Here is a 23,574-nt window from a genome sequence, read left to right on the forward strand (position 1 = left end):
ATTTACGCCTTTTTACTATTTTTTTAAGAGCCCCTTGGCTAAAATTTGCGCCAGTCGAGGGAGAAAAAATGCTTTTTGTAGAACTATTTATAATCGGTATCGGCGTTGGTTACATCGCTGGGTTTTTTGGCATCGGTGGCGGCACGGTCGTCGTTCCTATCATGGTCGCCTTTGGATACGACGTAAAAACTGCCATTGGCATAAGTGTCATGCAGATGATCTTTAGTGCGACGTTTGGCTCGTATCTAAACTACAAAGCTGGGCTTTTAAAGCTAAATCGAGGCGTCTTTTTGGGGCTTGGAGGCTTGGTTGGAGCTAGCTTTAGCGGCATCATCGTATCGCACGCGCCTGCACTTTTACTTGAGTCTATGTTACTTGCGACATTTGTCTTTTCGCTTATAAAACTATACTTTTCACCAAACAGCGACGGCTCAAATGCGAATAATTCGCTCTTTTTGCTATTTTTAGTTGGCGTTTTTGTTGGCGTTTTTGCCATTAGCATCGGCATCGGTGGAGGCGTCTTTATCGCTCCTATCTTGGTTGGCTTTTTGCGTTATGAGCTGAAAAAAGCCGTTTCTATGGGCGTATTTTTCGTTATGTTTGCAGCCATCGCTGGCTTCATCTCGCTCTCGCTAAATGGTCACATCTCATACGCTGAGGGCACATTTTTAGGTCTTGGCTCTCTAATAGGCGCATACTTTGGCACAAAAAAGACGCAAAATACCGACAAAAAAACACTTAAAAAATGGTTTTTGGTCTTTTACATAGCGATGATATGTTTGATATTAAAAGATATGTTTTTTGAGTAAGAGCATGGCTAAATTTGCCACGCTCTTTTTAAATTTCTTCAAAAAAGTAAGCTTCACTTAGTTTAAAGGCAAGCTCTTTTAGCTCATCTTCGCTTAAATTTACGCCCTTTGCGATCTCTTTAAGGCTAGCCTTGCCGTCAAATTTCAATGCAGCTTTGATCTCCTCAACGCTTAAACTAAGCTTACCATTTAGCTCGTTTGCTAAAGATATAACTGGAGAGCTAGCCTCCAAAAAATACCCAAGATAGGCCGCTGCCCTAGGCTTTAGTCTGGTTTTTTTAGGCTCATAAGCAAGTGCTGCAAGCTTTGATGATGAAATTTTGGTGTTTTGATCGTTTAAAATTTCAAGTAGCCCCATAAATGCTTCGCTCTCGCTCTCTCCAAGTGCAGCCTTTACTTCACTTAAATTTAGACTTTGCGGATAGGCTTTGCTTAAAATTTCTTGCGTTTTTGTCCTTGGCTGCTCACTAAAATATGCAAAATAAACCCTATCAAGCTCGCTCTCGCCAAGCACCGCGTCAAAGTCCTCAGCGCCCTCAAGCCTTTCTTTGTGCGCGATGAGGCTCTTTCTAAAGGATCTATTAAACAAAAAGTCGTTTAGCTGCTCTTTTTTGATGCGAGTGTTGTAGCTTTGCTCGATGTGCGCGTCAAAGCGGTAGATCCCAGTCGAGCTTGCAAAGATGTCATTTAGCGAGGCGTCTATGACGTAGCAAAGTCCGTGTTTATCGATGTGCTTGGCAAATTTATGAAAGTATGTTGGCTCGTTACTAGCCTCCAAAAAGTCGTGCAAAATGTAATAATCACTCCCCTTTGCGATGATGCCTTGAAGGAAATTTAGCTGCGTTAAAAGTAGCTTCATGCTGTCTTTATAGACGACGTCGTTTTGGTTTTGCAGGCTAAATTTCAAATAATCCTGCAAGAAATTTAGCTCTTCTTTGACGTGAGGTAGCGACTCTTTATCGCCCCTGTTTGCGCTCGCAAAAAGCATAAAATCTCTTAAGATATCAAGGCTCTTCCAACCTGGGTATGTGTTATAAGAGACGTAGGCGAGGCCATCTTTGCTAAGTAGCGCCTTTATCGTTGCAAGTAGCGCGTCTCTTACGTTTGGGCTCACCCAGCTATAAACGCCGTGAGCGATGATGTAGTCAAACTCGCCAAGCTCCTTGATATCGTGCTCGTTCATATGCAAAAAGTCGCGCTCAAGAAGGGTGAAATTTTCTAAATTCATCTTCTTTGCTATCTTGTTGCCCTCTTCTACTTGGTGGCTTGAGATGTCGATGCCAACGACCTTTGCCTCTTTGTGAGAAGCTGCAAATGGCAAGATATTGCCGCCGTATGACGAGCCAAGCTCCAACACTCTAGCATCTTTTAAATTTGCCGCCTTTAAACCTAGAAATTTAGCCACTGCCTCTATCCTAACGGGCGAGCAGTCGCTAAATGCAGCTGAGAAATAGGGAATTTCGTCGTAAGCTTTTTTTGCCTTGTTCATCAGCCGTGCTTTCTGGCAAATTCTCTCATGAACTCGCCAAGTTTCTCAACGTCGCTTTGACTAACGGCGTTGTAAATAGAGGCTCTTATGCCGCCAAGATGTCTGTGACCTTTTAGCCCTAGCATGCCCTCTTTTAGCGCTTCTTCGACGAAAACTGGCTCAAGCGCATGATCTTTTGGTATCGTAAAGCTCACGTTCATATCTGACCTGCTTGATTTTTTAGCGTGACCCACGTAAAAGCCATTTGAGCTATCAATGATGCTATAAAGCGTGCTTGCTTTTTTGGCATTTATCTTCTCAACCTCGGCAAGTCCGCCAAGATCTAGCAGGTGCTGCATGGTTAAATTTAAAAGATAAATTCCAAAAGTTGGTGGTGTGTTATAGAGCGAGCTTGCCTCTACGTGCGTTTTGTAGCGCAAAAACATAGGGACATTTTGGCTGCTCACGCGATCAACTAGGTCTTTTCTTAAAATGACGATAGTCACGCCGCTTGGGCCTGCATTTTTCTGAGCGCCGCCGTAAAGCAAGCCGATACTGCTAAAATCAAGCGGTCTAGCGAAAAAATCGCTCGAAGCATCGACAACAAGGGGCGATTTGGTCTTTGGCATAGCCTTATACTGCGTGCCGTAAATCGTGTTGTTTGAGCAGATGTAGGCATAGTCGGCATCATCGCTAAATTTAAACTCAGGGATGTAAGAGAAATTTTCATCTTCGCTACTTGCAACGACATCTACATTTACGCCAAGCACTTTTGCCTCTTTGATCGCTTTGTTTGTCCAAACGCCAGTGTTTGCGTATTCAGCCCTGCCACCTTGATATAAATTCATCGGTATCATGCTAAATTGCAAGTGTGCGCCGCCTTGCAAGAATAAAATTTCATACTCATCGCCGATGCCGTAAAGCTTTCTTATCTTCTCCATCGCGCCAAAGTGGATCTCCTCAAAGGTCTTGCTTCTGTGGCTGATCTCCATGATCGAGTAGCCCTCGCCTCTGTAGTCGGTAAATTCGGCCTTTGCGTGCTCTAAAACATCTAATGGTATCGCGCTTGGGCCTGCGCTAAAGTTGATTTTTCTACTCATTTTTACTCCTTGATAATTGCTTTTTTATGTGTATTTTGCGAGATAAGCTCGATCTCATCATCTATTTTTAAATCCCTAAGATCAGCTCTCTTGCCATCTTTTCTAACCTCGATAAGCCCCTTCGTGCTCTCAAAAAAGAGCTCCCTCATCTCATAAGCCTTCTCAAGCGAGCCAAGAGCTGAGCTAAGAAGCAAGAGCTTTCTTTGCACGACGTTTGTTAGGGCATTTTGCTTGTTTGCCACCTCGCTAAATTTTAGCTCGATCCTAGCTTTTAGGGCGTTTGATGAAAATTTAGAAAGTAGTAAATTTAATAAATTTTGCTTCTTTGTGATCTTTAAATTTAATGCGCTATCAAGATCGTCGCTGAGCCTATCAAGATACTGAAAAAACGCCTCTTCATCAGGCAACAGATCAAGCATGGCTGCACTTGGCGTAAGAGATCTGCGGTCTGCCACAAAGTCACTTATAACATAGTCGATCTCGTGTCCGATAGCACTTATGACTGGCGTTTTTGTAGCGTAAATTTCACGTGCCAAACCCTCGTCGTTAAAGCACCAAAGATCCTCTTTGCTGCCACCTCCTCTAGCTAAAACGATCACATCGACGCCATATTTATCGGCTCTGCGCAAAGCTTTTATAAGCGAGTTTGGAGCACTTTCGCCCTGAGTTAGCGCATCAAATATATAAATTTCACTTAGCCTCCAGCGGCTTCTTACCACCTTTAGCATATCCTGAAGTGCAGCTGAAGTGGCGCTTGTGACAAGGGCTATTTTCTTAGGTAAATTTGGTATCTCTTTTTTTGCGCCGATGTCAAAAAGCCCCTCGTTTTCGAGCTTTTCTTTAAGCTGCCTAAACGCAAGCTCAAGCTCACCCTCGCCATCAGGCAGTATCGCACTAGCCACCAGCTGATACGACCCACTTGGCGAGTAAATGGTCACTTTGCCATAAATTTTGACCTTCAAACCCTCTTTTGGCAAAAATTTCACCTTTTGGTTATTCATGCGGTACATCACAGCTGAGATGCTTGACTTTTCATCCTTTAGCGTGAAGTACCAGTGCCCAGAGGCGTGCTTTGTAAGGCGCGAAATTTCGCCACTTACCTCGACGTAGTCAAGTGTCGCTTCAAGCAGCGCCTTTGCTTTTTCGTTTAGCTCAGATACGCTAAGCATTGATCTCTCTAAAATGTGATCTGATATCATCTAAAAGAATTTTTTTGTTATCTCTCATGACATGCCAAAATTTAAATCCATTTAATCGTTCGGACTTTGCGGATTTTAATTTTGCTGCAAGCGAATGTATATCATAAAGTATATTATTATATTCGAGTCTGGAGCCACGCTTTAAAATGGCGAATTCATCACTATTTTTTAAATAGAATCTCTCGCCTAAATTTAAAAAATTTGCGTCAATCATCTGATCTAAATTTACCTTTAATGGTTTTTTATCGAATTTTGCATGAGCTATATCACTATCTTCAAATACAATATCATTAACTCTTTTTTTGCCAAATTTTATATATTTATCATTTTGTTCTATAGAAATATAATTTCTTCCAAGCTTTTTTGCCATAGCTGCAGTTGTCATTGTTCCACCAAAAGGATCAAGCACTATATCTCCGATTTTTGAACTAATAGCAATAACCCTATAAAGCAGACTTTCCGGTTTTTGTGTAGAATGCAACTTATTGCCATTTTCATCCTTTAAGCGCTCATTTCCGCTACACACAGAAAATCTCCAAACTGAGCCTAATTGCCTTCTCTCGCCTTTTTCAAATAAATTTATATCAATATTTTCTGTATTTAATTCTTTTGCTGTTTTATAGTTAAAAGTAAATTTTGATTTCTTACTTTTTGTTGCCCAAATAAGAGTCTCATGCGAATTATTCAATCTTGTTCCCATAAAATTTGGGGTTGGATTACTTTTTTGCCAAATAACATCATTGATAAACCAAAACCCTAGCTCTTGCATAATCCCACCTATTGTATAAATGCACTGCATTCCTCCAATAACCCAAATAGAGCCATTTTGCTTTAATACACGCTTACATTCATTAAGCCATTTGCGAGTAAAATCAACATAATCATCATTATTTAAAAAGGTGTTATCCCATTCGTCATTACAACCATCAAATTCTTTGCCTTCTGGACGTTTTAATACTCCATCTACCCTCATCCAATATGGTGGATCAGCAAAGATTAAATCTATACTATTAGTTGGAATACCTTTTATTATTTCTAAACTATTGCCTTGTAAAATAATATTTTTTTGCATTTTTTACAATCCTTGCAAATTCTTACCAGTAGGAAAAAGTTCCTTTCTTATTTCAACAAAGTCTGGCTTATTTGATGTTAATTCTTTTATCAATTTTGGACATTTAACTTTTAGTTTGTGTAAAGCTTTTAAAATTTCATCGCTAGTATCAAAATCTGGTATGCTTAAAATTTCATTTGATCTCTCGGCTTTATTTTGTTTTAAATGAGTAACTAGTTCATTCCATATATCTTCTCTATTGAATAAAATTTTAAAAATTTCCTTACCATAAAAAAGCGAAATTTCAACATCTTTATCTGTATTAAGAGAAATTTCCTCTAAATAATAATTTTTATTTTTTTTCAAACCATCATCACTAAACCACATAGAAGCATTAATTTTTTTATTTGGGAAATTAGTTTTTAAACAATGAATTTTTTTAATTAAATTCGCATATTGACCACGCTTTTTAGTACTATCGTGATCGTCTCTTACTTTTTGTTCTATTAAATAAATTTTATCATCCTTTTCAAAAACTTGATCAGCGCTTAGCATTTTGCCTTTTTCATCTTTCCCAATATTTTTTTCTAAATTTTTATATCCCATTTCTTCTATATACTTTGTTAAAATTTCTTCCAAAAAATCGCCAAATTTAATCTCACAACTTTGAGTTAAATTTTGAATTAATTTTGTTTTTGCATTAGTAATCCTAAAGAGTCCAATGTATCTTTTAGGATTCTTAAGAACTGTTTCTAAAATTTCATAATTTAAATCATCACCAAAAATTCTACCATTCAAACTATTTTTAAAGTTATCATATGTCATTTTTTCACCTTTTTAGCGATAAATAATGTTGAGATATCCATACTAAAGCCCTTGCAAAGCTCTATCTCAAAGCCAGCCTCCACAAGCTCATCACAAAAGCTCTTTGCATCGAGGAAATTTTCTATCGAGCTTGGCAGATACTCGTATGCCTCTTTGTTTTTTGAGATAAAGCCGCCGATACTTGGTAAAATTTTACTTAGGTAAAAATCTCTTAGCACAGTTATAAAGCCCTTTTTCTGGCGCTTTGTAAATTCAAGCACAACTACGTAGCCATCTAAAGCAAGTACTCTATTAAACTCTCTTAGTGCAGCCTTTCGCTCGACCACGTTTCTGATGCCGTAGCTTATGCTTAAAATTTGAGCCTCGCCACTTGTAAGCATCGTATTATCAGCGTAGGCTTCTATAAATTTAAAATTTGGAAATTTCGCTCTCGCCTCTTTTAGCATACCGCTTGATGGGTCAATGCCAGTTAGGTTTTTTATCTCCACGTCAAATTCTTTTGCCATTTCACTCCAAAGCCCCATCATATCGCCAGTGCCGCAAGCTACATCCACGATATTTATGCTTTTATTTTTAAAAATTTCTAGCATATATCTGCAAGCAAATTTCCTCCAGCTCACATCCACGCCAAGGCTTAGCACCCTGTTTGCGACGTCGTAAGTCGGAGCGATCTGGTTAAACATATCAACTATCTTTTCTTGTTTTTGCATAAATTTTAGACCTTTATATGTAGTAAATTTTTAAATTTCGCGAGATCTTGCGAGTTGCTCTTATAAATTTAAGCCGCTTTTTTAATATCTCTTCTCTAGTTTTGTAAATTTGTTTGTAAATTTTGCTCTCAAGTTTTTCTTTGCCGACAACCTCTGGCAAGCGCTCTAAGATGCCAAGCCAAACGTCATAGTCTTGAAGCGCACCAAAGATCTCTTGCATATCTTTTAGCCGCTCTTCATACTTTTTAAGCCCGTCAAAATAAAAAATCTCACTCAAAAACTCGTAGGTATATCTCACCTTTTTAAGCTCGATCCTGATCTTGTGAAAGCTCTCATTTGGGCAGTCTTGATCTAGGCTTTTTAGCCTCTTTTGAGCCAAAACTAGAAGCGTTCTTAGCTTAAACGAGCCAAGGCGTGAAAGGCTCACGTCAAAGAGCTTTGACCTATAAAACTCGCCCTCGTTTAAAAATATCTCCCACTCTTTTAAAAATGCGTAGTTTTCCTCGTCACTCAGGTAGCTTTTAACGTTTTCATACTCTAAATTTAAAGCCTTTTGCACAAAGTAAATAAGCTCATTTGCGTGCTTTTGCTCGCTTAAAAAGCCTAAAAATATGTCTAAGTCTCGCTTTTTATTGGTTGAATTTGCCAAAATTTTAAAATTCTCTCCAAAAAAGAGCGTCACTTTCTCATCAAAAACGCCATTAAAAATTTTAAGTAGCGACCTGATTTTTCTTAAATTTACTCGTAGGTTGTGCAAAATTTCTTCGTCATGATCTTGCAGATAGTCGCTCTTTAGCCTCTTTATCTCTTTATATATGCTTAAAAATAAAGCTCTAAGTGCCTCGCCGCTTTTTAAATTCGCAGTAAAATTTGGCGAAATTTCTTTGTTTTTAAAGACAGAGTAAGCTCTTTTGTAATCGATTTGTTCATTTTCGTTTGCGTGAATGGCAAGAAATTTGTTTTTATACCTTTTATCGCAGGTGACATCGGCCTTACAAAACTGCTCCAAAAATGATGGCAGTTTAAAATATACAGCCTCATTTTCATCAGCAAATTCGATCTCAAATGTGCAAAGTCCATTTAAGCTGTCTTTAAAAACATCGATGTTGCAGGGATTGTTGTTTAGCCGAAAAATGTATCTATCTTTTGTGATGACGCGTCCGATGCGGTTTTTTAGAGCCTTTTTAAACTCCGCCTTTTCGCAAAATTCCTCATTTTCTTCTCTTATAAGATCTTTGCCGACCTTGATCGTTTTTATAAATTTATCCTCTTCGCTTCTGAAGCGGATCTCTTCATTTTGCGTGATCTTGGTGTAAAACTGAGAAATTTCAAGGTGCTTAAAAACTACTCCAGCCTCTTTTAGAAAATCTAGAATTTGAGAATTTTTGAGTAAAAATTTACGCTCTATCTCCAAACCCACATTTTTCTCCGAAATTTTTTGTTTATTTTAGCGAGTTAGTGCTTAAAATAATGAGAAAAAGCTAATTTCAGGCTTGCTTGAAATGTTTTATGAAGAAAAATAAAAATTTATGTTGAGTAATGCAACATAAATTTTGCCTTATCGGCAGTGTTTACAGCTTTTTACGCTAGCAACGATATTTAGGCGCTCTATAATATTTCCGATTTTTTTTTCAAGCGCTTCTTGGTATTTGCCAAGCTCTGAGTCATCATAGCTCATATCCTCGACGCTACCGCAGTTTTCGCAAACCACGTGGATGTGCGGATGCTCGTAAATGTCGTATCTCGCCTTTTGATTGACGATATTTACTTCAACCACCAACCCCTCGTCTTTTAGAGTGTTTAGGTTTTTATAGACAGTTGCGAGCGAAACTGATGGATTTTCTTTCAAAATTTCATCATAAAGCTCATCGATCGTTGGATGTGTGTGACGATCAAGAATTCTCAAAACGCTAAGACGCTGCGGCGTTACTTTAAGCCCAGACTGTTTTAGCAACGATACATATTGCATAATTTTCCCCTATACAAATTTTTGCTTTATGCTAGCAAAAGTAATATTAAACGTTTCTTTATTAAATGATATTAATTATTCTCTAGTAATTTTTGGGTAATTTGCTCAGCGCTTATGCCAAGGCTCTTTTCAACCTCAGCTGTCGAGCCATGCTGGATAAATTTATCGTCATATTCAAAGCTAACAACGCTTACATTTGAGATGCCATTTTCTTGTAAAAACGCACTTACGATCTCGCCAACACCGCCTTTTTTAGCGCTATCGCTAAAGATGTACCACTTTTTAGTGCGTTTTGCAAGATCCAGCAAAAGCTCTCTATCAAGCGGCTTTACAAAGACTAGATCGACAAGGATAGCTTCAAGCTTGCCAGCTAGTAAATTTCTAACCAAATTTGCCCTGCCAACGCCATTGCCATAGCCTAAAAATGCGATGTCACTCTTTGCGTCAGCCAAAATTTCGCCCTTGCCAAACTCTAGCGGCTTAGCTTTAAACTCATCCCTTAAAATAAACGCCCCACGCGGATATCTAAACGCGCTAACGCCCTTGTAAGAGTAGGCAAATTCCATAACATTTTTCATGCTCTCTTCGCACCTTGGAGCAAAAAGAACCATGTTTGGCACAGCGTTTAAAAAACTAATGTCAAAAGCGCCCTGATGCGTTTCGCCATCCTCGCCCACGATGCCCGCTCTATCCATCGCAAACGTGATGTTTAAATTTAAAATAGAAGCGTCGTGAATGACCTGATCGTAGGCTCTTTGCATAAAGGTCGAGTATATCGCGACAAATGGCTTAAAGCCCTCTTTTGCCATGGCTGACATTGAGGTAACTGCGTGCTGCTCGGCTATCGCCACGTCCCAAAAGCGGTCTGGAAACTCATGTATGAGCGCGTCCATGCCAGTGCCTGTTGGCATCGCAGCCGTTACACCAACGATGTCACTATGCTCTCTTGCCATCTTTAAAAGCTGCTCGCTAAAGATCGCCGTGGCTGACTTATTTGACTGTCTTTTTATAAATTCGCCACTTTTTAGATCAAATGGCCCAACTCCGTGCCAATTTTCATAGCACCCCTCAGCAAATTCATACCCTTTACCCTTTAGCGTCTGTACATGCACGATGACTGGTTTTTTCATACTTTTTGCCGTCTCAAAGGTACTAAGAAGCGCTGCTAAATCATGCCCATCAACTGGGCCTATATACTCAAGCCCAAGCTCTTCAAAAAACATACCAGGAGTGATGAGCCTGATGCCCTCCTCCATGCGTCTAGCCATATAGGCTGCAGAGTCTGGCATATAGCTTAAAAAGCGCTCAACCCTGCCTTTAAATTTTTGATAAAACTGCCCAGCCATCATCTGGCTTAGATACTTACTAAGTGCGCCTATTGGCTTGCTTATGCTCATCTCATTGTCGTTTAGGATTATAACGCAAGGATATTTTCTATCCCCCAGCTCATTTAGCGCCTCGTATGCCATGCCGCCACTTAGCGAGCCATCACCTATGACAGCTACTGGCAAACGCTCTTCATTTTTTAGCTTGATCGCCTTTGCAGCGCCAACTGCTAGCGAAATGGAAGTTGAGCTATGACCTGCTACAAAGTAGTCAAATTTGCTCTCGCTTGGCTTTGTGTAGCCACTAATACCGTTAAATTTTCTAAGCGTATCAAATTTGTCCCAGCGCCCAGTTAGTAGCTTGTGCGTGTAGCTTTGGTGGCTCACATCAAAGATAAACGGATCTTTTGTAACGTCAAAAATTTTGTGCATCGCAACGATGATCTCGACTGCGCCGATGTTTGAGCTAAGATGGCCGCCATTTTTACTAACGGTGGATAGAATTTTATCTCTGATGTCGTGGCAAAGTGCGTTTAGCTCATCGACATTTAGGCTTTTAACGTCTTTATTCATTATTTACCAACATTTTTAGTTTCTCAAGCCTTGTTTGCATCGTCGCGTCGATGTTTCCGCCCTCGCTTATTATCACCACGCCACCTTTGCTTATGGCGTCATCAGCGCTTACTTTTACGCGTTCGTTTTTACTAAATTGCTCTTTTAGATAGTCGCTATCTTCTGGATTTACGCGAATTTCTATATTTTTTACGTCGCTTAGCTCTTTTATAAGTGAATTTGCTAGGTGATGAGCGATCTGGCTAGATGCGCTTGAAACCTCTTTTTCTATCACCTCTTTTGCGATCTTTATCGCAGTTTGCCCAAGCTCTTCCTCGCTCTTTTTCAAAAACTCATCAAATTTAACGTACTGCTCATCTAGCTTTGTGGCTGAAGCGCTAAATTTAGCCTCAAGCTCCTTTATCTTTGCCTCGTTCGCAGCATTTGTTTGAGCAATGCCTTCATTTTTGCCATCCTCTTTTGCACGAGCGATCTCAGCTTCAAGACGCTTTGCAAATTCGCTCTCTTGATTTTCTATCTGCATTTGAAGTTTGATGATGTTGCTACTTAGCTCATCTGTCTTTTTAAGCAGCTCCTCGACAAAACTCGAGTCAAATCCAGGCTGGTGAGCTTGGCTATTTTGAGGTTGAGGCGCAAAGTGATTTTGCATGCTTGGTTGCACTGGGTGCGGCATCTGAGGTGCAAAATTTTCACCACCTTGCTCTAAATTTTGCTCATTTAGCTCTTCACTAAGATTATTTTCTTCTATCAAAACAGGTGCGCTATCTTGGGCTCTTTCATTGCTCCCAAGTACCTTAAATCTATAATTTTCTATAAAGTGAGCCGGCGAGGTCTCACTTGTTATTACGCTACTTTTCATTCTATCATCTCATCTGCTTCGCCAACTTGGAATACACCTTGATCAGCTAAGGTTTGTACTACTTCTACAATGCGTCTTTGCGCCTCTTCAACATCTTTTACACGCACAGCACCAAGGTATTGCATCTCCTCTTTAAAGGCTTCGGCTGCACGCTGAGACATATTTGATAAAAATTTATCCTTAATGCCATCGCTTGAGCCCTTAAATGCAACCATAAGGTCCTTTTTATCGACATTTTTGAGAATTTCTCTAATCGCAGTTGCGTTAAGATTGATAATATCTTCAAATGTAAACATAAGCTCTTTGATCGTTGTAGCAAGCTTATCGTCGCTTTGCTCGATGCGCTCGATCGTGCTTTTGCTAGCTTTTTGACCAAGTCTGTTAAGCACTTCTGCCACAGCTCTTGGACCACCAACCTCGACCTTGTAAGATGTAAGGCTTTCAAGTTTACCCTCAAGCACGGTTGAGACACGCTTAATCACTGATGGGCTAATATCGCCAAGATTTGCCATCCTGATCACTACCTCGCTTCTTAGCTCATCTGAAAAAAAGCTTAGCGTCTCAGCAGCACTACTTGAGTCCATGTGGGCTAGGATTAGCGCGATAGTTTGAGGGTGCTCTTTTACGATGAAGTCTGCGAGTTGCTGCGGCTTTATCTTATCAAGATAGCCAAAGCTTTTTGAGTTTTCCATGCTTTTTGCAAGCTTGTCTAAAATTTTCTGCGCAGCCTCTGGACCAAATGTGCGGTATAAAATTTCTTTTGCATACTCTAAGCCACCACTTCTCATATATTGATTTGACTGCATTAGTGCGTAAAATTCTTCAAGCACTGCGCCTGCAACTTGTTTATCTATATTTTTTGCAGTCGCTATGTAGCCTGAAATTTCAGTGATAACATCAACATCCATATGAGAAAATATAACAGCTGTCGCCTCTTCGCCAAGTTGAATTAATAAAATAGCAATCTTTTCAGGCATTGATAGATCATCGTAGATCATCTTTTGCTTATCATTTAACTTCATCGACATTAAATTTCCTTACGCATGTTAAAGTCATTATCATTTTTAACCATATCTTGAAGTAATGCCGCAATCTCTTCACTACGTTCAGAGATAACCGTTCTCATTTTTTCTAGCAATACATCGTATTTTAGCTCATCTTCATTAAATTCACCACCAAGGCCAAGTTGTTCTTCGACCTTCTTGCGAGCAGCTTTAAATTTCTCAAGTGTATCTTCAGCATCAGTCTCGATATCTTCAAGATCGTCCTGGGCTTGTTCCTCTTCTTCTTTCGTCTCTTCAAGCATCTTTTGCATAAATGGCACGATGACTTTTTTGTAGAAGATGTAGAGTAGCAGTGCTGCAAAGATGTATTTAAGTAGTGGCAAGAAAGGCATCACGTAGTTATTCATAAAGCCATCCATCTTCTCGCCAGTACTGACATCTTTACCAGTCTTAAACTCGAAGTTATCCAAGCTTACCTCATCGCCTCTATTTTGATTGTAGCCGATTGATTGTTTGATTAAATTTGTGATTGACTCTCTTTGCTCTTTAGTAAGCGGGGCAAATTCAAGCTCACCAGTTGGCTTGCCATCTTTATCCTTTTTGCTTTGATAAAGTCCGTCTATAACGACAGCTGCGCTTACTCTGTTTATGCTAGCAAACTGCCCTTTGACGTTTGTCACTTTCTTTGAAATTTCGTAGTTTGTCTGCTGCGAGCTTTTGTTATACTGCTCTTTTAAAGTGCTATCATCAAGACCTTGAACAGGGCCTATGTTGCTAACTGCACCTGGTACGCCGCCCACTTCATTTGGAGCTGAGCCTTGGCGCTTTTCTTCGATGTTGCTCTCGCTTCTTACGACGTTATTTGGGTCATAAACCTCGCTTTTTGTATCTTTTTTATCAAAGTCAAAGTCGATATTTACCTTTGCTACGACCTTATCTGCCCCGCCCACGATAGGAGCTAGCACATTTACTATCTTTTGCTCGTAGTTGTTTTCAAACTCACGCTTATAGCGGATCTGCTGAGCTATGGCGTCACTATCAAACTCTCCGTCTTCATCGCCAAGTGCGACGCCATCTTGATTTACTATCTTTACATTTTCTGTGCTTAAATTTGTAACAGAGGCAGCAACTAGGTTTTTAATGCCAAAAATTTGCTTAGCATTTAGACTAACGCCTGGCTTTAGCTCAACCACAATAGAAGCGGTTGGCAGTGCTTGCCTTTCAGTAAAGACACTCTCTTTTGGTATGGCTATTCTTACGGTTGCTTTTTGGATAGATGAGAGGCTCTCGATCGTTCTAGCTAGCTCGCCCTCAAGCGCTCTTTGGAATTTAACTCTCTGCTCAGCGTCTGTTGCTCCAAATTCTTGCTTGTCAAAAATTTCAAAACCGATCTTGCTCTCTTTTGGTATGCCAAGCGTTGCAACAGCGATACGCTCTTTATATACATCACTCGTTGGCACGAGGATAGTGCCCTCGTTTGCCAGTTTATATTTTATACCATCTTTATTTAGCTGATCGACTATTAAGGCTGAGTCGCTTGGGCTGATGTTTTCAAAAAGGACGCTATATCCTGCAAAGCTATCACTTTTGCTTTTGTAAAGCGTTAAAAATACCAAAAAAGCCACAACTAAGACGATCGAGCTGCCTGCGACGATCTTTTGTTTTAGTGAAAGCTTTTGATAAATTTGACTTATTTGATGAAGTAATGCCTTAAAATCCATATCCCTACTTTAAAATTTGCTTTAACTCTTCAAAAACTCTATCGTTTTGCCATGCCTGACCGATGGTGATTCTCACCGCATTTAAGGCGTAGCTTTTTAAATCTCGTAAAATTATACCTTTTTTTAGCATCTTTTCGCATATCTGGCTTGATTTTGGCTCGTTAAATTTAAAAGTGATGAAATTTGTATAGCTTGGGATAAACTCGATGCCATTTTGCTCTGCAAATTCCTCATATCTCTTCATCTGCTCGAAGTTGTTTTGCATAGTTTTTTGCACAAATTCATCATCTCCAAGCGCCACTATCGCTGCTCTTAGGCTTGGAGTTGTGATGTTAAATGGAGCTCTTAGCTTTGAAAGTGCGCCTATGATCTCTTCATTTGCCACGCCGTATCCAACGCGCATGCCGCCAAGTGCGTAGGCCTTTGAGAAAGTGCCAAGATAGATGGCATTTTTAAATTTCACCACCTCACTTGGCTTTATCTCTTTTTTGCTATCTTTAAATTTAGCAAATTCGTTGTAAGCGCAGTCAAGCACCACAAGCGTGTTTTCATCAATGTTTTTTATAAATTTATAGACCTCGTCGGCATCGATGCACTCGCCCAAAGGGTTGTTTGGCAAGCAAAGAAAGATGACAGAGATTTCATCTTTGTGCGCGTTATAAATTTCTAAAAACTCGCCCAGATCATGCTCCATGCTCTTTGTGCGGTAAATTTTAGCCCCTGTTTGTTTTGCATAAATTTCATACATTGCAAATGTCACGCCAGCCATCAAAACACCACTTTGCTTGTTCGCCTTTGCGTGAAGTGCAAATTCTATGATCTGGTCGCTTCCAGAGCCGATGATTAGATTTTTGCTAGTTACGCAAAATTTCTTAGCCAGCCCCTCTTTTAGCTCAAAGTAGCTATCGTCTGGATAGAGATGTGCGTTTTTAGCGACCTCTTTTAGCGCCTCTTCTACGCGTTTGCTAGTGCCAAAAGGGTTTTCATTACTCGCTAGCTTTATCACATCTTTTGCATCGATGCCAAACTCTCTAACTACAAGCTCGATCGGCTTTCCAGCCTCGTAATTTACTAGATCATCTAAAAAGTCATTAAATTTCATTACTCATCTCCGTTTAAATAGCTTCCAAGCCAAGTTATCTCAGCGCCGCTCTCTTTTGCGAGTTCAAAGGCATTTTGCACCTTCTCATCGTCGATATGCCCTTCAAAGTCAAGGTAAAAAATTGACTTAAATTCGCGCTGTTTGATAGGACGTGACTCAAGTTTTGTGATATTGATATTTTCATTTTTAAAGATAGAAAGTAGATCAGCAAGGCGTCCTGGGCTGTGATCAGTCTTTGCTAGGATCGAAGTTTTCGAGTTTTCAACCTTGGCATTTTTAAAATCACTTAAGATCAAAAATCTCGTTCTGTTTGCCATATTATCTTCAATAGTCTCATAGACGATTGGCACGTTGTAAATTTTGGCTGCGATTTTTGAGCAAATGGCGGCTGATTCTCTATCCATAGATGCCATATATGCGGCTGCTGCGGTTGATTTGGCTGGGACAAATTCGACCTCATTTAGCAAGTGATCTTCTAAAAATTTACGGCACTGGTTGTAGCCTTGCGGATGCGAGTAAATTCGCTTTATCTCTTTTAAATTTTCATTTATGCTAACAAAGCTGTGGTGGATGTCTACGTAGAGCTCTGCCACTATCTTTATATCATCAAATTTACTCAAACAATCAAGCGTAGCTCCAACAGCGCCTTCGGTGTTGTTTTCGATAGGCACAACGCCATATTTCGCCTCTTTTTGAGCTAGCTTCGTAAAAACTGCCTCGATCGTAGCAAGTGGCAGATAGGCGCTCATCGCACCAAATCTACTTTGCGCCGCTTGATGCGTATAAGTGCCCTCAGGTCCTAGATAGACGATCTTTTGAGGCATCTCTAAATTTCTACTTACAGCAAAAATTTCAAGATAAATAGCCTCGATAGCAGCCTTATTTAAGGCTTTATCTTTGCTAAGGCTAGTTAAGCGGTTTATGATGGCTCGCTCGCGCTCAGGGCGATATATAGGCGTCCCAGTCGTTTGCTTTAGCTTGCCGATCTGCTCGACAAGCTTCATTCTTTCATTTAGTTTATTTAAGATGAGATCATCTATACTATCGATCTCTTTTCTAAGCTCATTTAGCTCTTGCATCAGTGCTCTCCAAAAACTCAATCTCAGGTGCCACGACATCCTCAAAGCACTCACGTCTTCTTATCAGCCTATCTTTGCCATCAAGCACGCAAACTTCAGCGGCTCTGTTTCTTGTATTGTAGTTTGAGCTCATGCTAAATCCATAAGCTCCAGCCCCTTTAACAACGATGACATCGCCACTTTCACACTCTGGTAGCTTGATATCTTTTGCTAAAAAGTCGCCGCTTTCACAAACTGGACCAACCACGTCGCAAGTGCCTAAATTTTCATCCTTGCCATCGACAAAAATTTTGTGATGCGCGCCATAAAGGCTTGGTCTTATGAGATCATTCATCGCGCCATCAGTGATGACAAATCTCTTTTTACCGTTAAATTTCTCATATAAAACACTTGCTACAAAGTAGCCAGCATTGCCCACGATAAAGCGTCCTGGCTCGCAAACGACGGTCACATCTTGACCTTTTAGCGCGCCTAAAATTCCTTGTGCGTAGTCGTATAAATTTATCTCTTTTTCGTCGTTATAGATGATGCCAAGTCCGCCGCCAACATCAAAGAATTTGATATCGATCTCAAGCGCTCTTAGCTCTCTTAAAAGCTCGCTTACGATCTTTGCAGCGTCTATTATCGGGCTTAGTGAAGTTAGCTGCGAGCCGATGTGAAAATGTATGCCAGTTGGCTCAAGAAAATCTGAAGCTTTAGCATGGATATACATCTTTTTAGCTGTCTGCGCATCGACGCCAAATTTGTTTTCATTTAGCCCTGTCGAGATATATGGGTGAGTTTTTGCATCAACGCCAGGATTTACCCTAATGCTGATCCTTGCCTTTAAATTTAGCCCTTTTGCTATCTCTTCAAGCCTTAAAAGTTCAGCAAAGCTCTCAACATTTATAAGCAAAATTTCATTTTCTAAAGCCTCTTTTAGCTCTTCATCGCTCTTGCCAACGCCACTAAAGATGATCTGATATCTCTTGGCCCCTGCCAAAAGCGCCCTTTTGACCTCACCGATGCTCACGCAGTCAAATCCGGCTCCAAGATCAGCTAGAAATTTTAAAACGCTTAAATTTGAGTTTGCCTTTACAGCGTAGCAAACCAGAGATTTTCTAGCGTAAAATGCGTTTTTTAGCGCCTCATAGCGCTCTTTAATGTAGTTAAAATCATAAACGTAAAGTGGGGTTTTGTATTTGCTTGCAAGCTCTTTAAAATCCATAAAATAGCCTTTGTTAAAATGGCTTGATTTTACAAAAAAGTTGCCAAAATTTGGCTTAACGATGCGATTTTATGAGATAAATGGCGTATGCAAAAAGCAAAATAACAGGGAGCACCATGCCGATCTCTGGCAAGATGACTGAGGTTTGAGCAAATTTAGTTAAGATAAAGAGAAGTCCCCAAACTACGAGTGTTATCACAACAAAGATAAATGTTGAGAGTGCGAGGTTAAAAAACCTGCCAGTCACTGGCAAATGATAGTAGAAAATAAGCAATAAAAATGGCGCAAAAAATGGCGTGATGGCAAGGTTATAAAATGCAGTCCTTGCGCTATCAAGTCCTATGCCTTCGTTTTTAAATGTCTTTATAAAATTTATCGCATCAGGTATGTTAAATTTCGAGTTTTCAACGCTTGCAGCACTCTCGATGCTCTTTGGCTTAAAGCCTCTTAACGCATCTAAATTTTTACTTTCTACCTTGCTAAAGCCATTTTCGCCAAGCTCTAAATTTTGAGGCAAAAAGGTCTGATTTACATCTTCTAAAACCCACTCATTGTCTTTAAATTTAGCGTGATCGGCAAAAGTTGTTGAGAGCAAGTCAGTGCCATTAATGTCAAAAATTCTCACGTCATTTGCTCTTTGCTTGGCTGAGTTTAGCTCTTTTATATAGATAAATTTGCCTTCAAATTTCAAAAATGAGTCGTTTGTACTTTTTGAAAAAGCGGTGTTTTTAGCGATACTTTTTTGATAATCATGCGCATAAGCAAATGGCGTAAAATTTAGCCCAACGTAAAAAATCGTCACAAAAAGTGCGATGAGAAATGGAGGCAAAATGAGCTTGTTTTTACTGATGCCAAGAGCATAAAAGCTGATTAGCTCATTTGAGCGAACCATATTTACATGTAAAATTATTAGCGCAAAAATGAGTGAAAGTGGCAAAACGTAGCTAATGGCACTTAGTGCAGTAAGGCCAACGTAGAGTAGCTGAAGGTTTGCAGATGGCGGCAGATCTTTTAAATTTGTAAGCAGGTCAATGCCAACATAAAATAGCTCAAGCGCTAAAAATACGATAAGAAAAGATTTTATATAGACCCAGCCAACGTATCTGGCGTATAGTTTCATTTGATAAGACCTTTTTTTACCGTAAATTTTTGTGAAATTTCGTTGATGTCGCTCTTTAGCAGCTCGCAAACTGCATTTTTTGTATAGGCTAAAATTTCATCTAAAGCCTTTCTCTCCTCGTCGCTAAACTCGCCAAGGACAAAATTTTTAGCATCGCCCTCATGTCCGATGCCTACGCGCACCCTTTCATAGTCGTTGCCTATTAGATTATCGATCGATTTTATGCCGTTATGTCCGCCACTACTGCCGCCTTTTTTAAATTTAACCGCGCCAAAACTAAGGTCAAGATCGTCGTGGATGACGATGATCCTATCTGGCTTATAAAAGTCTTTTACCGCCTTAACACTTTGACCTGAGAGGTTCATAAAGGTTGTTGGTTTTAGCAAGATAATGCCATTAAATTTAAAAACTTCGCCTTGAAATTTAGCTGAGCTAACATCTTTGAAATTTGAGTCTTTTAGGAGGTCTATAAGCATAAAGCCTATATTGTGTCTAGTGTTTTCGTATTTGGGGCCAGGATTTCCCAGCCCCGCTATTAGTGTCACAAAGGCCCTTTTTATTTAGCTTTTATGACTCCAAGTACCGCAACACGGTCAGCGTCAATGATAGTAACGCCTTTAGGAGCTGTGATATCACGAACCAAAATCGTATCATCAATGTCAAGTTTGCTTACATCAACGTCAAATGAATTTGGTAAATTTTCAGCCGTGCATTTTACGCAAAGACGTCTTTTTGACTGGATCAAAACACCCTTATTTTTAAGACCAATAGGTGTTCCAACTGGCTTAACTGGGATCATATATTTTGATAAAACGCCTGGAAGTGCTACTTTTAGATCTACGTGTTTAAGATCGCTTGTAACAACATCTCTTTGGTAATCAACAATAACGACATTATAAACTTTTCCGCCTACTTTTACATCAAAAGCAAGGCTCTCTTTTTTGCGTGCCTCTTTTATAAAGTCATTGACTTTAAAAGCAGCTGCAACATTCTCTAATCCCTTGCCATAAATGTTGGCGATTAGATAACCATCTCTTCTCAAAGCCTTCGCAGACTTCTTACCGATACTCTCTCTAACGATACCTTCTAACATCGTTTTCCTTTCATAAAAAATAGGTGCTGATTTTATCTAATGCTTTATAAATTTCACATAAAGCTTATTAAATTTCTTTAAGAGCGATCACTTCAGGTTGATCTTGTTTGCTTTGAGGTTTGCCAAAATTTACACCATTTTCAAAGCTAAAACCTGCTACATTTGAGCTTTTTATCTTAAGTTGCAAATCGCCCCTATTGCTAGCATTGTCAAGCGCCACTTCGGCACTAATTATCTTATTTTCATAAAGTTCAAGCAGGTGCTGATCAAAAGTTTGCATGCCGTAAGTATTTTTTGACTCAGCTATGGCAAGGTCGATCTCATCAAATTTCTCTTCAGATATGAGCTCTTTTATGCGGGTATTTTTTCTCATGATCTCGACTGCTGGGCGTCTTGTGCCAAAAAGAGTCTTAACTAGCCTTTGTGAGATAACGCAAGCAAGCACTGAAGAGAACATAAGACTAACTTTATCTCGCTCGCCTTGTGGGAAGCTATTTACTATTCTATTTACGCTCTCTTTTGCATCAAGCGTGTGAAGTGTCGAAAGCACCAAGTGACCAGTCTCGGCAGCTCTAATGGCAGTCTCAATAGTCTCAAGATCTCTCATCTCACCAACCAAAATGATATCAGGATCTTCTCTAAGTGAAGCTCGTAGCGCATCTGAGAAATTTAGCGCATCTGCCCCAATAGAGCGCTGGTTGATTATACTTTTATCGTCGTTAAATACATACTCAATCGGATCTTCGATAGTCACGACATGTGATCTTTTTGTCTGGTTTATGAAATTTATCATACTTGCAAGCGTTGTCGTCTTGCCGCTTCCAGTCGGGCCAGTCACTAAAATGATGCCACGAGTGGTCTCTGCGCAAATTTTTTCTATCACGCTTGGTAAATTTAGATCTTTTATGGTTGGAATTTTCGTTGGAGTGACACGAAAGACAGCAGAAATTCCATTTATCTGCAAAAACATATTTACACGAAAGCAGTACTCATCATTTAGTTTATACGAAAAATCTATGTCCTTTTTATCCATAAACTCATCAAATTTAGCCCCCAAAAGCTCTTTTGCGATAGCTACTGCGTCACTTGGGTCTAAATTTTCTTCGCTAAGTGGCATGATCTCGCCATTAAATCTGCCATAAACAAGGCTTGCAGACTTTAGATGAAGATCGCTGCCGCCTCTATCAACTAAAGAGCACAGATATGAGTCTAGGTCTTTTTTGGTCATTAAAGTGATTTCATAATGTCGTCAAATGCTGCAACAAACTGCTTTAAGCCATCATTTAAAAGCTCTTTATAAGTAGCATTTATATCGATCTCATTATTTTTTATGATATGAAAAAAGCTTGAGATATTCTCTTTGCTAGGGGCATTTTTTGCCTCAGCTTTTTCTTTTACAAATTCTTTTATCGTATCTATCGGAGCTGTGTTTATAGAGTTTTTATACATTAACTCTCTAACGTAATAATCCCCTCTTAAGCCACCACCTTTTACGCCAGTGCTTGCAAAAAGTGTCCTTATATTTTCTAAGCCAAAGTCCTCAATGATATGATAGATATTTGCAGCGTTCATTATACCGATCTGTCCTGTTGGTAGGCTCTTTGCAGCCATTGTCTCATCAAGCTTTCTATCAAATCTACTAACAAAAACACTGATCACACCTTTTGGCATCGTCGTATCCACAAAGCGGCTTGCATAAGCCTTGCTACCCTCTTTAAAGGCCTCTAGGCAGTTTTTAGCCTGATCTGGCGAGAAAATGAGCGTCGCATTTACGCTGATGCCTCTTGCCATAAGTGCGCTCATCGCTTCATAGCCCTCTTTTGTAGCTGGAATTTTTATCATGACATTTGGCATTGAGATAAGGTTGTGAAGCCTGATGCCCTCTTCTATCGTCGCAGCTGTTTCGCCACTTAAATTTGGATCAACCTCGATGCTAACAAAGCCGTCATCGCCATTTGCGTAGTTTTTTAGCATTTTACATGCGGCGATCTTGATATCTTGGGTCGCTAAAATTTCATAAAGATCTTTTGGATGACGCTTGTTGCTATTTTGTATGATCTGTTTGTAAGCAGGTGATGCAAAAGCTGTTTTAAAGATAGCTGGATTGCTTGTAGCTCCGTTTATAACGCCTTTTTCTAATAAAGAGTTGAATTCGTTTTGTAAAAAATCTCTCTCTATAAAGTCACACCAAAGAGAAAATTTAGCTTCATTGTCATACATTTTTTTCACCTTATATATTTTAAAATTTCACGCAGATCCTTGACATCCACGCAATGCGTCGCCTCTTTTTTTAAAATTTCTTTTGCACAAAAGGCAATTTTTAGATCACATTTTCTAAACATAGACACGTCGTTAGCGCCATCGCCAACGCACATGATCTCACTTTTATCTAAATTTAATAGCCCCTTTAAGCGATCTATCATCTCGCCTTTTGAGCTACTAAACATCATCTCTCCGCCAACTTCACCTGTTAAAATTCCATCTTTGTGGTGCAAGATATTTGCAAAATTTGCGTCAAATTTAAGTTTTTCTTGCATCTTATCAGTTGCGATGTGAAAACCACCACTAAAGACCACGACCTTTATACCCTTTTGCTTTAGAGCAGTTATAAGCTCGCTAGCCCCTGGCATGATGGGTAAATTTTTACAAATTTCATCTACTTTTGAAAGTGGCATTCCTTTTAAAAATTTTACTCTTGCTGTAAGACTTTCAAAAAAATCAAGTTCGCCGTTCATCGAACGCTTCGTTATGCTTGCCACCTCGTCACTGGCGTTATTAGCGGCGGCGAGGATATCAATCGTCTCGCCGTCCATTATCGTAGAGTCAAAATCAAAAACACAAAGTTTTATCAAGCTATGCCCTAAAAATCACGCTTTAAAAGGCTTTCAACCTTTAAAATCGTAAGGATGTTTTGATCGCGTTTGCCGATACCATAGATCATGCCTTTGTCTTTTACTAAAGTCTCTGGCGGCGGATCGATCCTGTTACGAACTATTCTTATAGCCTCCGTCAAGCGGTCTATTACGAAGCCTGCGATATTATCCTCATCTTTCATGACAATATATCTTGTACTTGGGCTTTGTTTTGTAACATTTAGTGAAAAACGCTTACGCAAATCAATAAGTGGGATAACGTTTCCACGTAGGTTAAAGACGCCAAGAACATAGTCAGGCACGCTAGGGACACGGGTGTATTCGATAGGTTTGATTATCTCTTGGATATTTAAAATAGGTATCGCATACTCTTCTTCGCCAACAACAAAGCCTACTAGTTGAACTATATCTTCATTGTTTTTTGACTCAGGACCATCTATTTGCTGTTTTTGTTTGCTTAAAACCTGATTTAGTTTATCGTTCATCC

The 23,574-nt window shown here is 39.6% G+C and carries 23 protein-coding genes; 1 reads left to right on the forward strand and 22 read right to left on the reverse strand.

Annotated features, from left to right (window positions below; translation table 11 throughout):
- Window positions 1-68: 68 nt before the first annotated feature.
- On the forward strand, window positions 69-809 hold the full coding sequence (locus HMPREF1019_RS05135) for a sulfite exporter TauE/SafE family protein (RefSeq protein WP_009294644.1): 741 nt from the start codon (window positions 69-71) through the stop codon (window positions 807-809).
- Window positions 810-837: 28 nt separating this feature from the next.
- Here HMPREF1019_RS05135 and HMPREF1019_RS05140 read toward each other — a convergent pair whose 3' ends face one another.
- The 22 genes from HMPREF1019_RS05140 to HMPREF1019_RS05245 form a co-directional block, all read right to left on the reverse strand.
- Window positions 838-2,298, reverse strand: coding sequence for a class I SAM-dependent methyltransferase (locus tag HMPREF1019_RS05140; RefSeq protein ID WP_009294645.1), 1,461 nt, complete (start codon window positions 2,296-2,298; stop codon window positions 838-840).
- Complete coding sequence (serC, locus tag HMPREF1019_RS05145; RefSeq protein ID WP_009294646.1) at window positions 2,298-3,377, reverse strand: phosphoserine transaminase; 1,080 nt, start codon at window positions 3,375-3,377, stop codon at window positions 2,298-2,300. The genes HMPREF1019_RS05140 and serC overlap by 1 nt, the downstream gene beginning before the upstream one ends.
- A gap of 2 nt (window positions 3,378-3,379) precedes the next feature.
- A complete protein-coding gene (gene xseA, locus HMPREF1019_RS05150; protein ID WP_009294647.1) occupies window positions 3,380-4,546 on the reverse strand; it encodes an exodeoxyribonuclease VII large subunit in 1,167 nt (388 codons plus the stop codon).
- Complete coding sequence (locus tag HMPREF1019_RS05155; RefSeq protein WP_009294648.1) at window positions 4,539-5,648, reverse strand: DNA-methyltransferase; 1,110 nt, start codon at window positions 5,646-5,648, stop codon at window positions 4,539-4,541. The genes xseA and HMPREF1019_RS05155 overlap by 8 nt, the downstream gene beginning before the upstream one ends.
- Window positions 5,649-5,651: 3 nt before the next feature.
- Window positions 5,652-6,452 carry an HpyAIV family type II restriction enzyme gene (locus HMPREF1019_RS05160; protein WP_009294649.1) on the reverse strand — a complete coding sequence of 267 codons (801 nt, stop codon included), beginning with the start codon at window positions 6,450-6,452 and terminating at the stop codon, window positions 5,652-5,654.
- Window positions 6,449-7,162, reverse strand: coding sequence for a bifunctional demethylmenaquinone methyltransferase/2-methoxy-6-polyprenyl-1,4-benzoquinol methylase UbiE (gene ubiE, locus HMPREF1019_RS05165; RefSeq protein ID WP_009294650.1), 714 nt, complete (start codon window positions 7,160-7,162; stop codon window positions 6,449-6,451). Before ubiE ends, HMPREF1019_RS05160 begins: the two co-directional genes overlap by 4 nt.
- Window positions 7,163-7,175: 13 nt before the next feature.
- Window positions 7,176-8,582 carry a CYTH and CHAD domain-containing protein gene (locus HMPREF1019_RS05170; protein WP_009294651.1) on the reverse strand — a complete coding sequence of 469 codons (1,407 nt, stop codon included), beginning with the start codon at window positions 8,580-8,582 and terminating at the stop codon, window positions 7,176-7,178.
- 138 nt (window positions 8,583-8,720) lie between these two features.
- Window positions 8,721-9,131 (reverse strand): Fur family transcriptional regulator, encoded by a 411-nt coding sequence (locus HMPREF1019_RS05175; RefSeq protein WP_009294652.1) that lies wholly within the window; start codon window positions 9,129-9,131, stop codon window positions 8,721-8,723.
- Window positions 9,132-9,202: 71 nt separating this feature from the next.
- A complete protein-coding gene (dxs, locus tag HMPREF1019_RS05180; RefSeq protein WP_009294653.1) occupies window positions 9,203-11,029 on the reverse strand; it encodes a 1-deoxy-D-xylulose-5-phosphate synthase in 1,827 nt (608 codons plus the stop codon).
- Complete coding sequence (fliH, locus tag HMPREF1019_RS05185; protein ID WP_009294654.1) at window positions 11,022-11,888, reverse strand: flagellar assembly protein FliH; 867 nt, start codon at window positions 11,886-11,888, stop codon at window positions 11,022-11,024. The genes dxs and fliH overlap by 8 nt, the downstream gene beginning before the upstream one ends.
- Window positions 11,885-12,916, reverse strand: a complete 1,032-nt coding sequence (gene fliG / locus HMPREF1019_RS05190; protein ID WP_002939877.1) for a flagellar motor switch protein FliG — start codon at window positions 12,914-12,916, stop codon at window positions 11,885-11,887. The genes fliH and fliG overlap by 4 nt, the downstream gene beginning before the upstream one ends.
- Window positions 12,916-14,613, reverse strand: coding sequence for a flagellar basal-body MS-ring/collar protein FliF (gene fliF, locus HMPREF1019_RS05195; protein ID WP_009294655.1), 1,698 nt, complete (start codon window positions 14,611-14,613; stop codon window positions 12,916-12,918). Before fliF ends, fliG begins: the two co-directional genes overlap by 1 nt.
- Window positions 14,614-14,617: 4 nt before the next feature.
- A complete protein-coding gene (hisC, locus tag HMPREF1019_RS05200) occupies window positions 14,618-15,715 on the reverse strand; it encodes a histidinol-phosphate transaminase (RefSeq protein ID WP_009294656.1) in 1,098 nt (365 codons plus the stop codon).
- The gene (pheA, locus tag HMPREF1019_RS05205) at window positions 15,715-16,794 is read right to left on the reverse strand and encodes a prephenate dehydratase (protein ID WP_009294657.1); all 1,080 of its coding nucleotides are present in this window, start codon (window positions 16,792-16,794) and stop codon (window positions 15,715-15,717) included. Before pheA ends, hisC begins: the two co-directional genes overlap by 1 nt.
- Window positions 16,778-18,001 carry a diaminopimelate decarboxylase gene (gene lysA / locus HMPREF1019_RS05210; RefSeq protein WP_009294658.1) on the reverse strand — a complete coding sequence of 408 codons (1,224 nt, stop codon included), beginning with the start codon at window positions 17,999-18,001 and terminating at the stop codon, window positions 16,778-16,780. Before lysA ends, pheA begins: the two co-directional genes overlap by 17 nt.
- A 55-nt stretch (window positions 18,002-18,056) precedes the next feature.
- Complete coding sequence (locus tag HMPREF1019_RS05215; protein ID WP_009294659.1) at window positions 18,057-19,121, reverse strand: LptF/LptG family permease; 1,065 nt, start codon at window positions 19,119-19,121, stop codon at window positions 18,057-18,059.
- Window positions 19,118-19,666, reverse strand: a complete 549-nt coding sequence (gene pth, locus HMPREF1019_RS05220) for an aminoacyl-tRNA hydrolase (RefSeq protein WP_009294660.1) — start codon at window positions 19,664-19,666, stop codon at window positions 19,118-19,120. The genes HMPREF1019_RS05215 and pth overlap by 4 nt, the downstream gene beginning before the upstream one ends.
- A gap of 11 nt (window positions 19,667-19,677) precedes the next feature.
- Window positions 19,678-20,214, reverse strand: coding sequence for a 50S ribosomal protein L25/general stress protein Ctc (locus HMPREF1019_RS05225; protein WP_002939542.1), 537 nt, complete (start codon window positions 20,212-20,214; stop codon window positions 19,678-19,680).
- Window positions 20,215-20,281: 67 nt separating this feature from the next.
- Window positions 20,282-21,442, reverse strand: a complete 1,161-nt coding sequence (locus HMPREF1019_RS05230) for a type IV pilus twitching motility protein PilT (RefSeq protein ID WP_009294661.1) — start codon at window positions 21,440-21,442, stop codon at window positions 20,282-20,284.
- Complete coding sequence (locus HMPREF1019_RS05235) at window positions 21,442-22,434, reverse strand: transaldolase (RefSeq protein WP_009294662.1); 993 nt, start codon at window positions 22,432-22,434, stop codon at window positions 21,442-21,444. Before HMPREF1019_RS05235 ends, HMPREF1019_RS05230 begins: the two co-directional genes overlap by 1 nt.
- A 5-nt stretch (window positions 22,435-22,439) precedes the next feature.
- A complete protein-coding gene (gene serB / locus HMPREF1019_RS05240; RefSeq protein WP_009294663.1) occupies window positions 22,440-23,066 on the reverse strand; it encodes a phosphoserine phosphatase SerB in 627 nt (208 codons plus the stop codon).
- Between the two features lie 8 nt (window positions 23,067-23,074).
- Window positions 23,075-23,572 (reverse strand): chemotaxis protein CheW, encoded by a 498-nt coding sequence (locus HMPREF1019_RS05245; protein WP_009294664.1) that lies wholly within the window; start codon window positions 23,570-23,572, stop codon window positions 23,075-23,077.
- Window positions 23,573-23,574: the final 2 nt, after the last annotated feature.

It is taken from the genome of Campylobacter sp. 10_1_50 (assembly GCF_000238755.1).
Taxonomy (GTDB): Bacteria; Campylobacterota; Campylobacteria; order Campylobacterales; family Campylobacteraceae; genus Campylobacter_A; species Campylobacter_A concisus_R.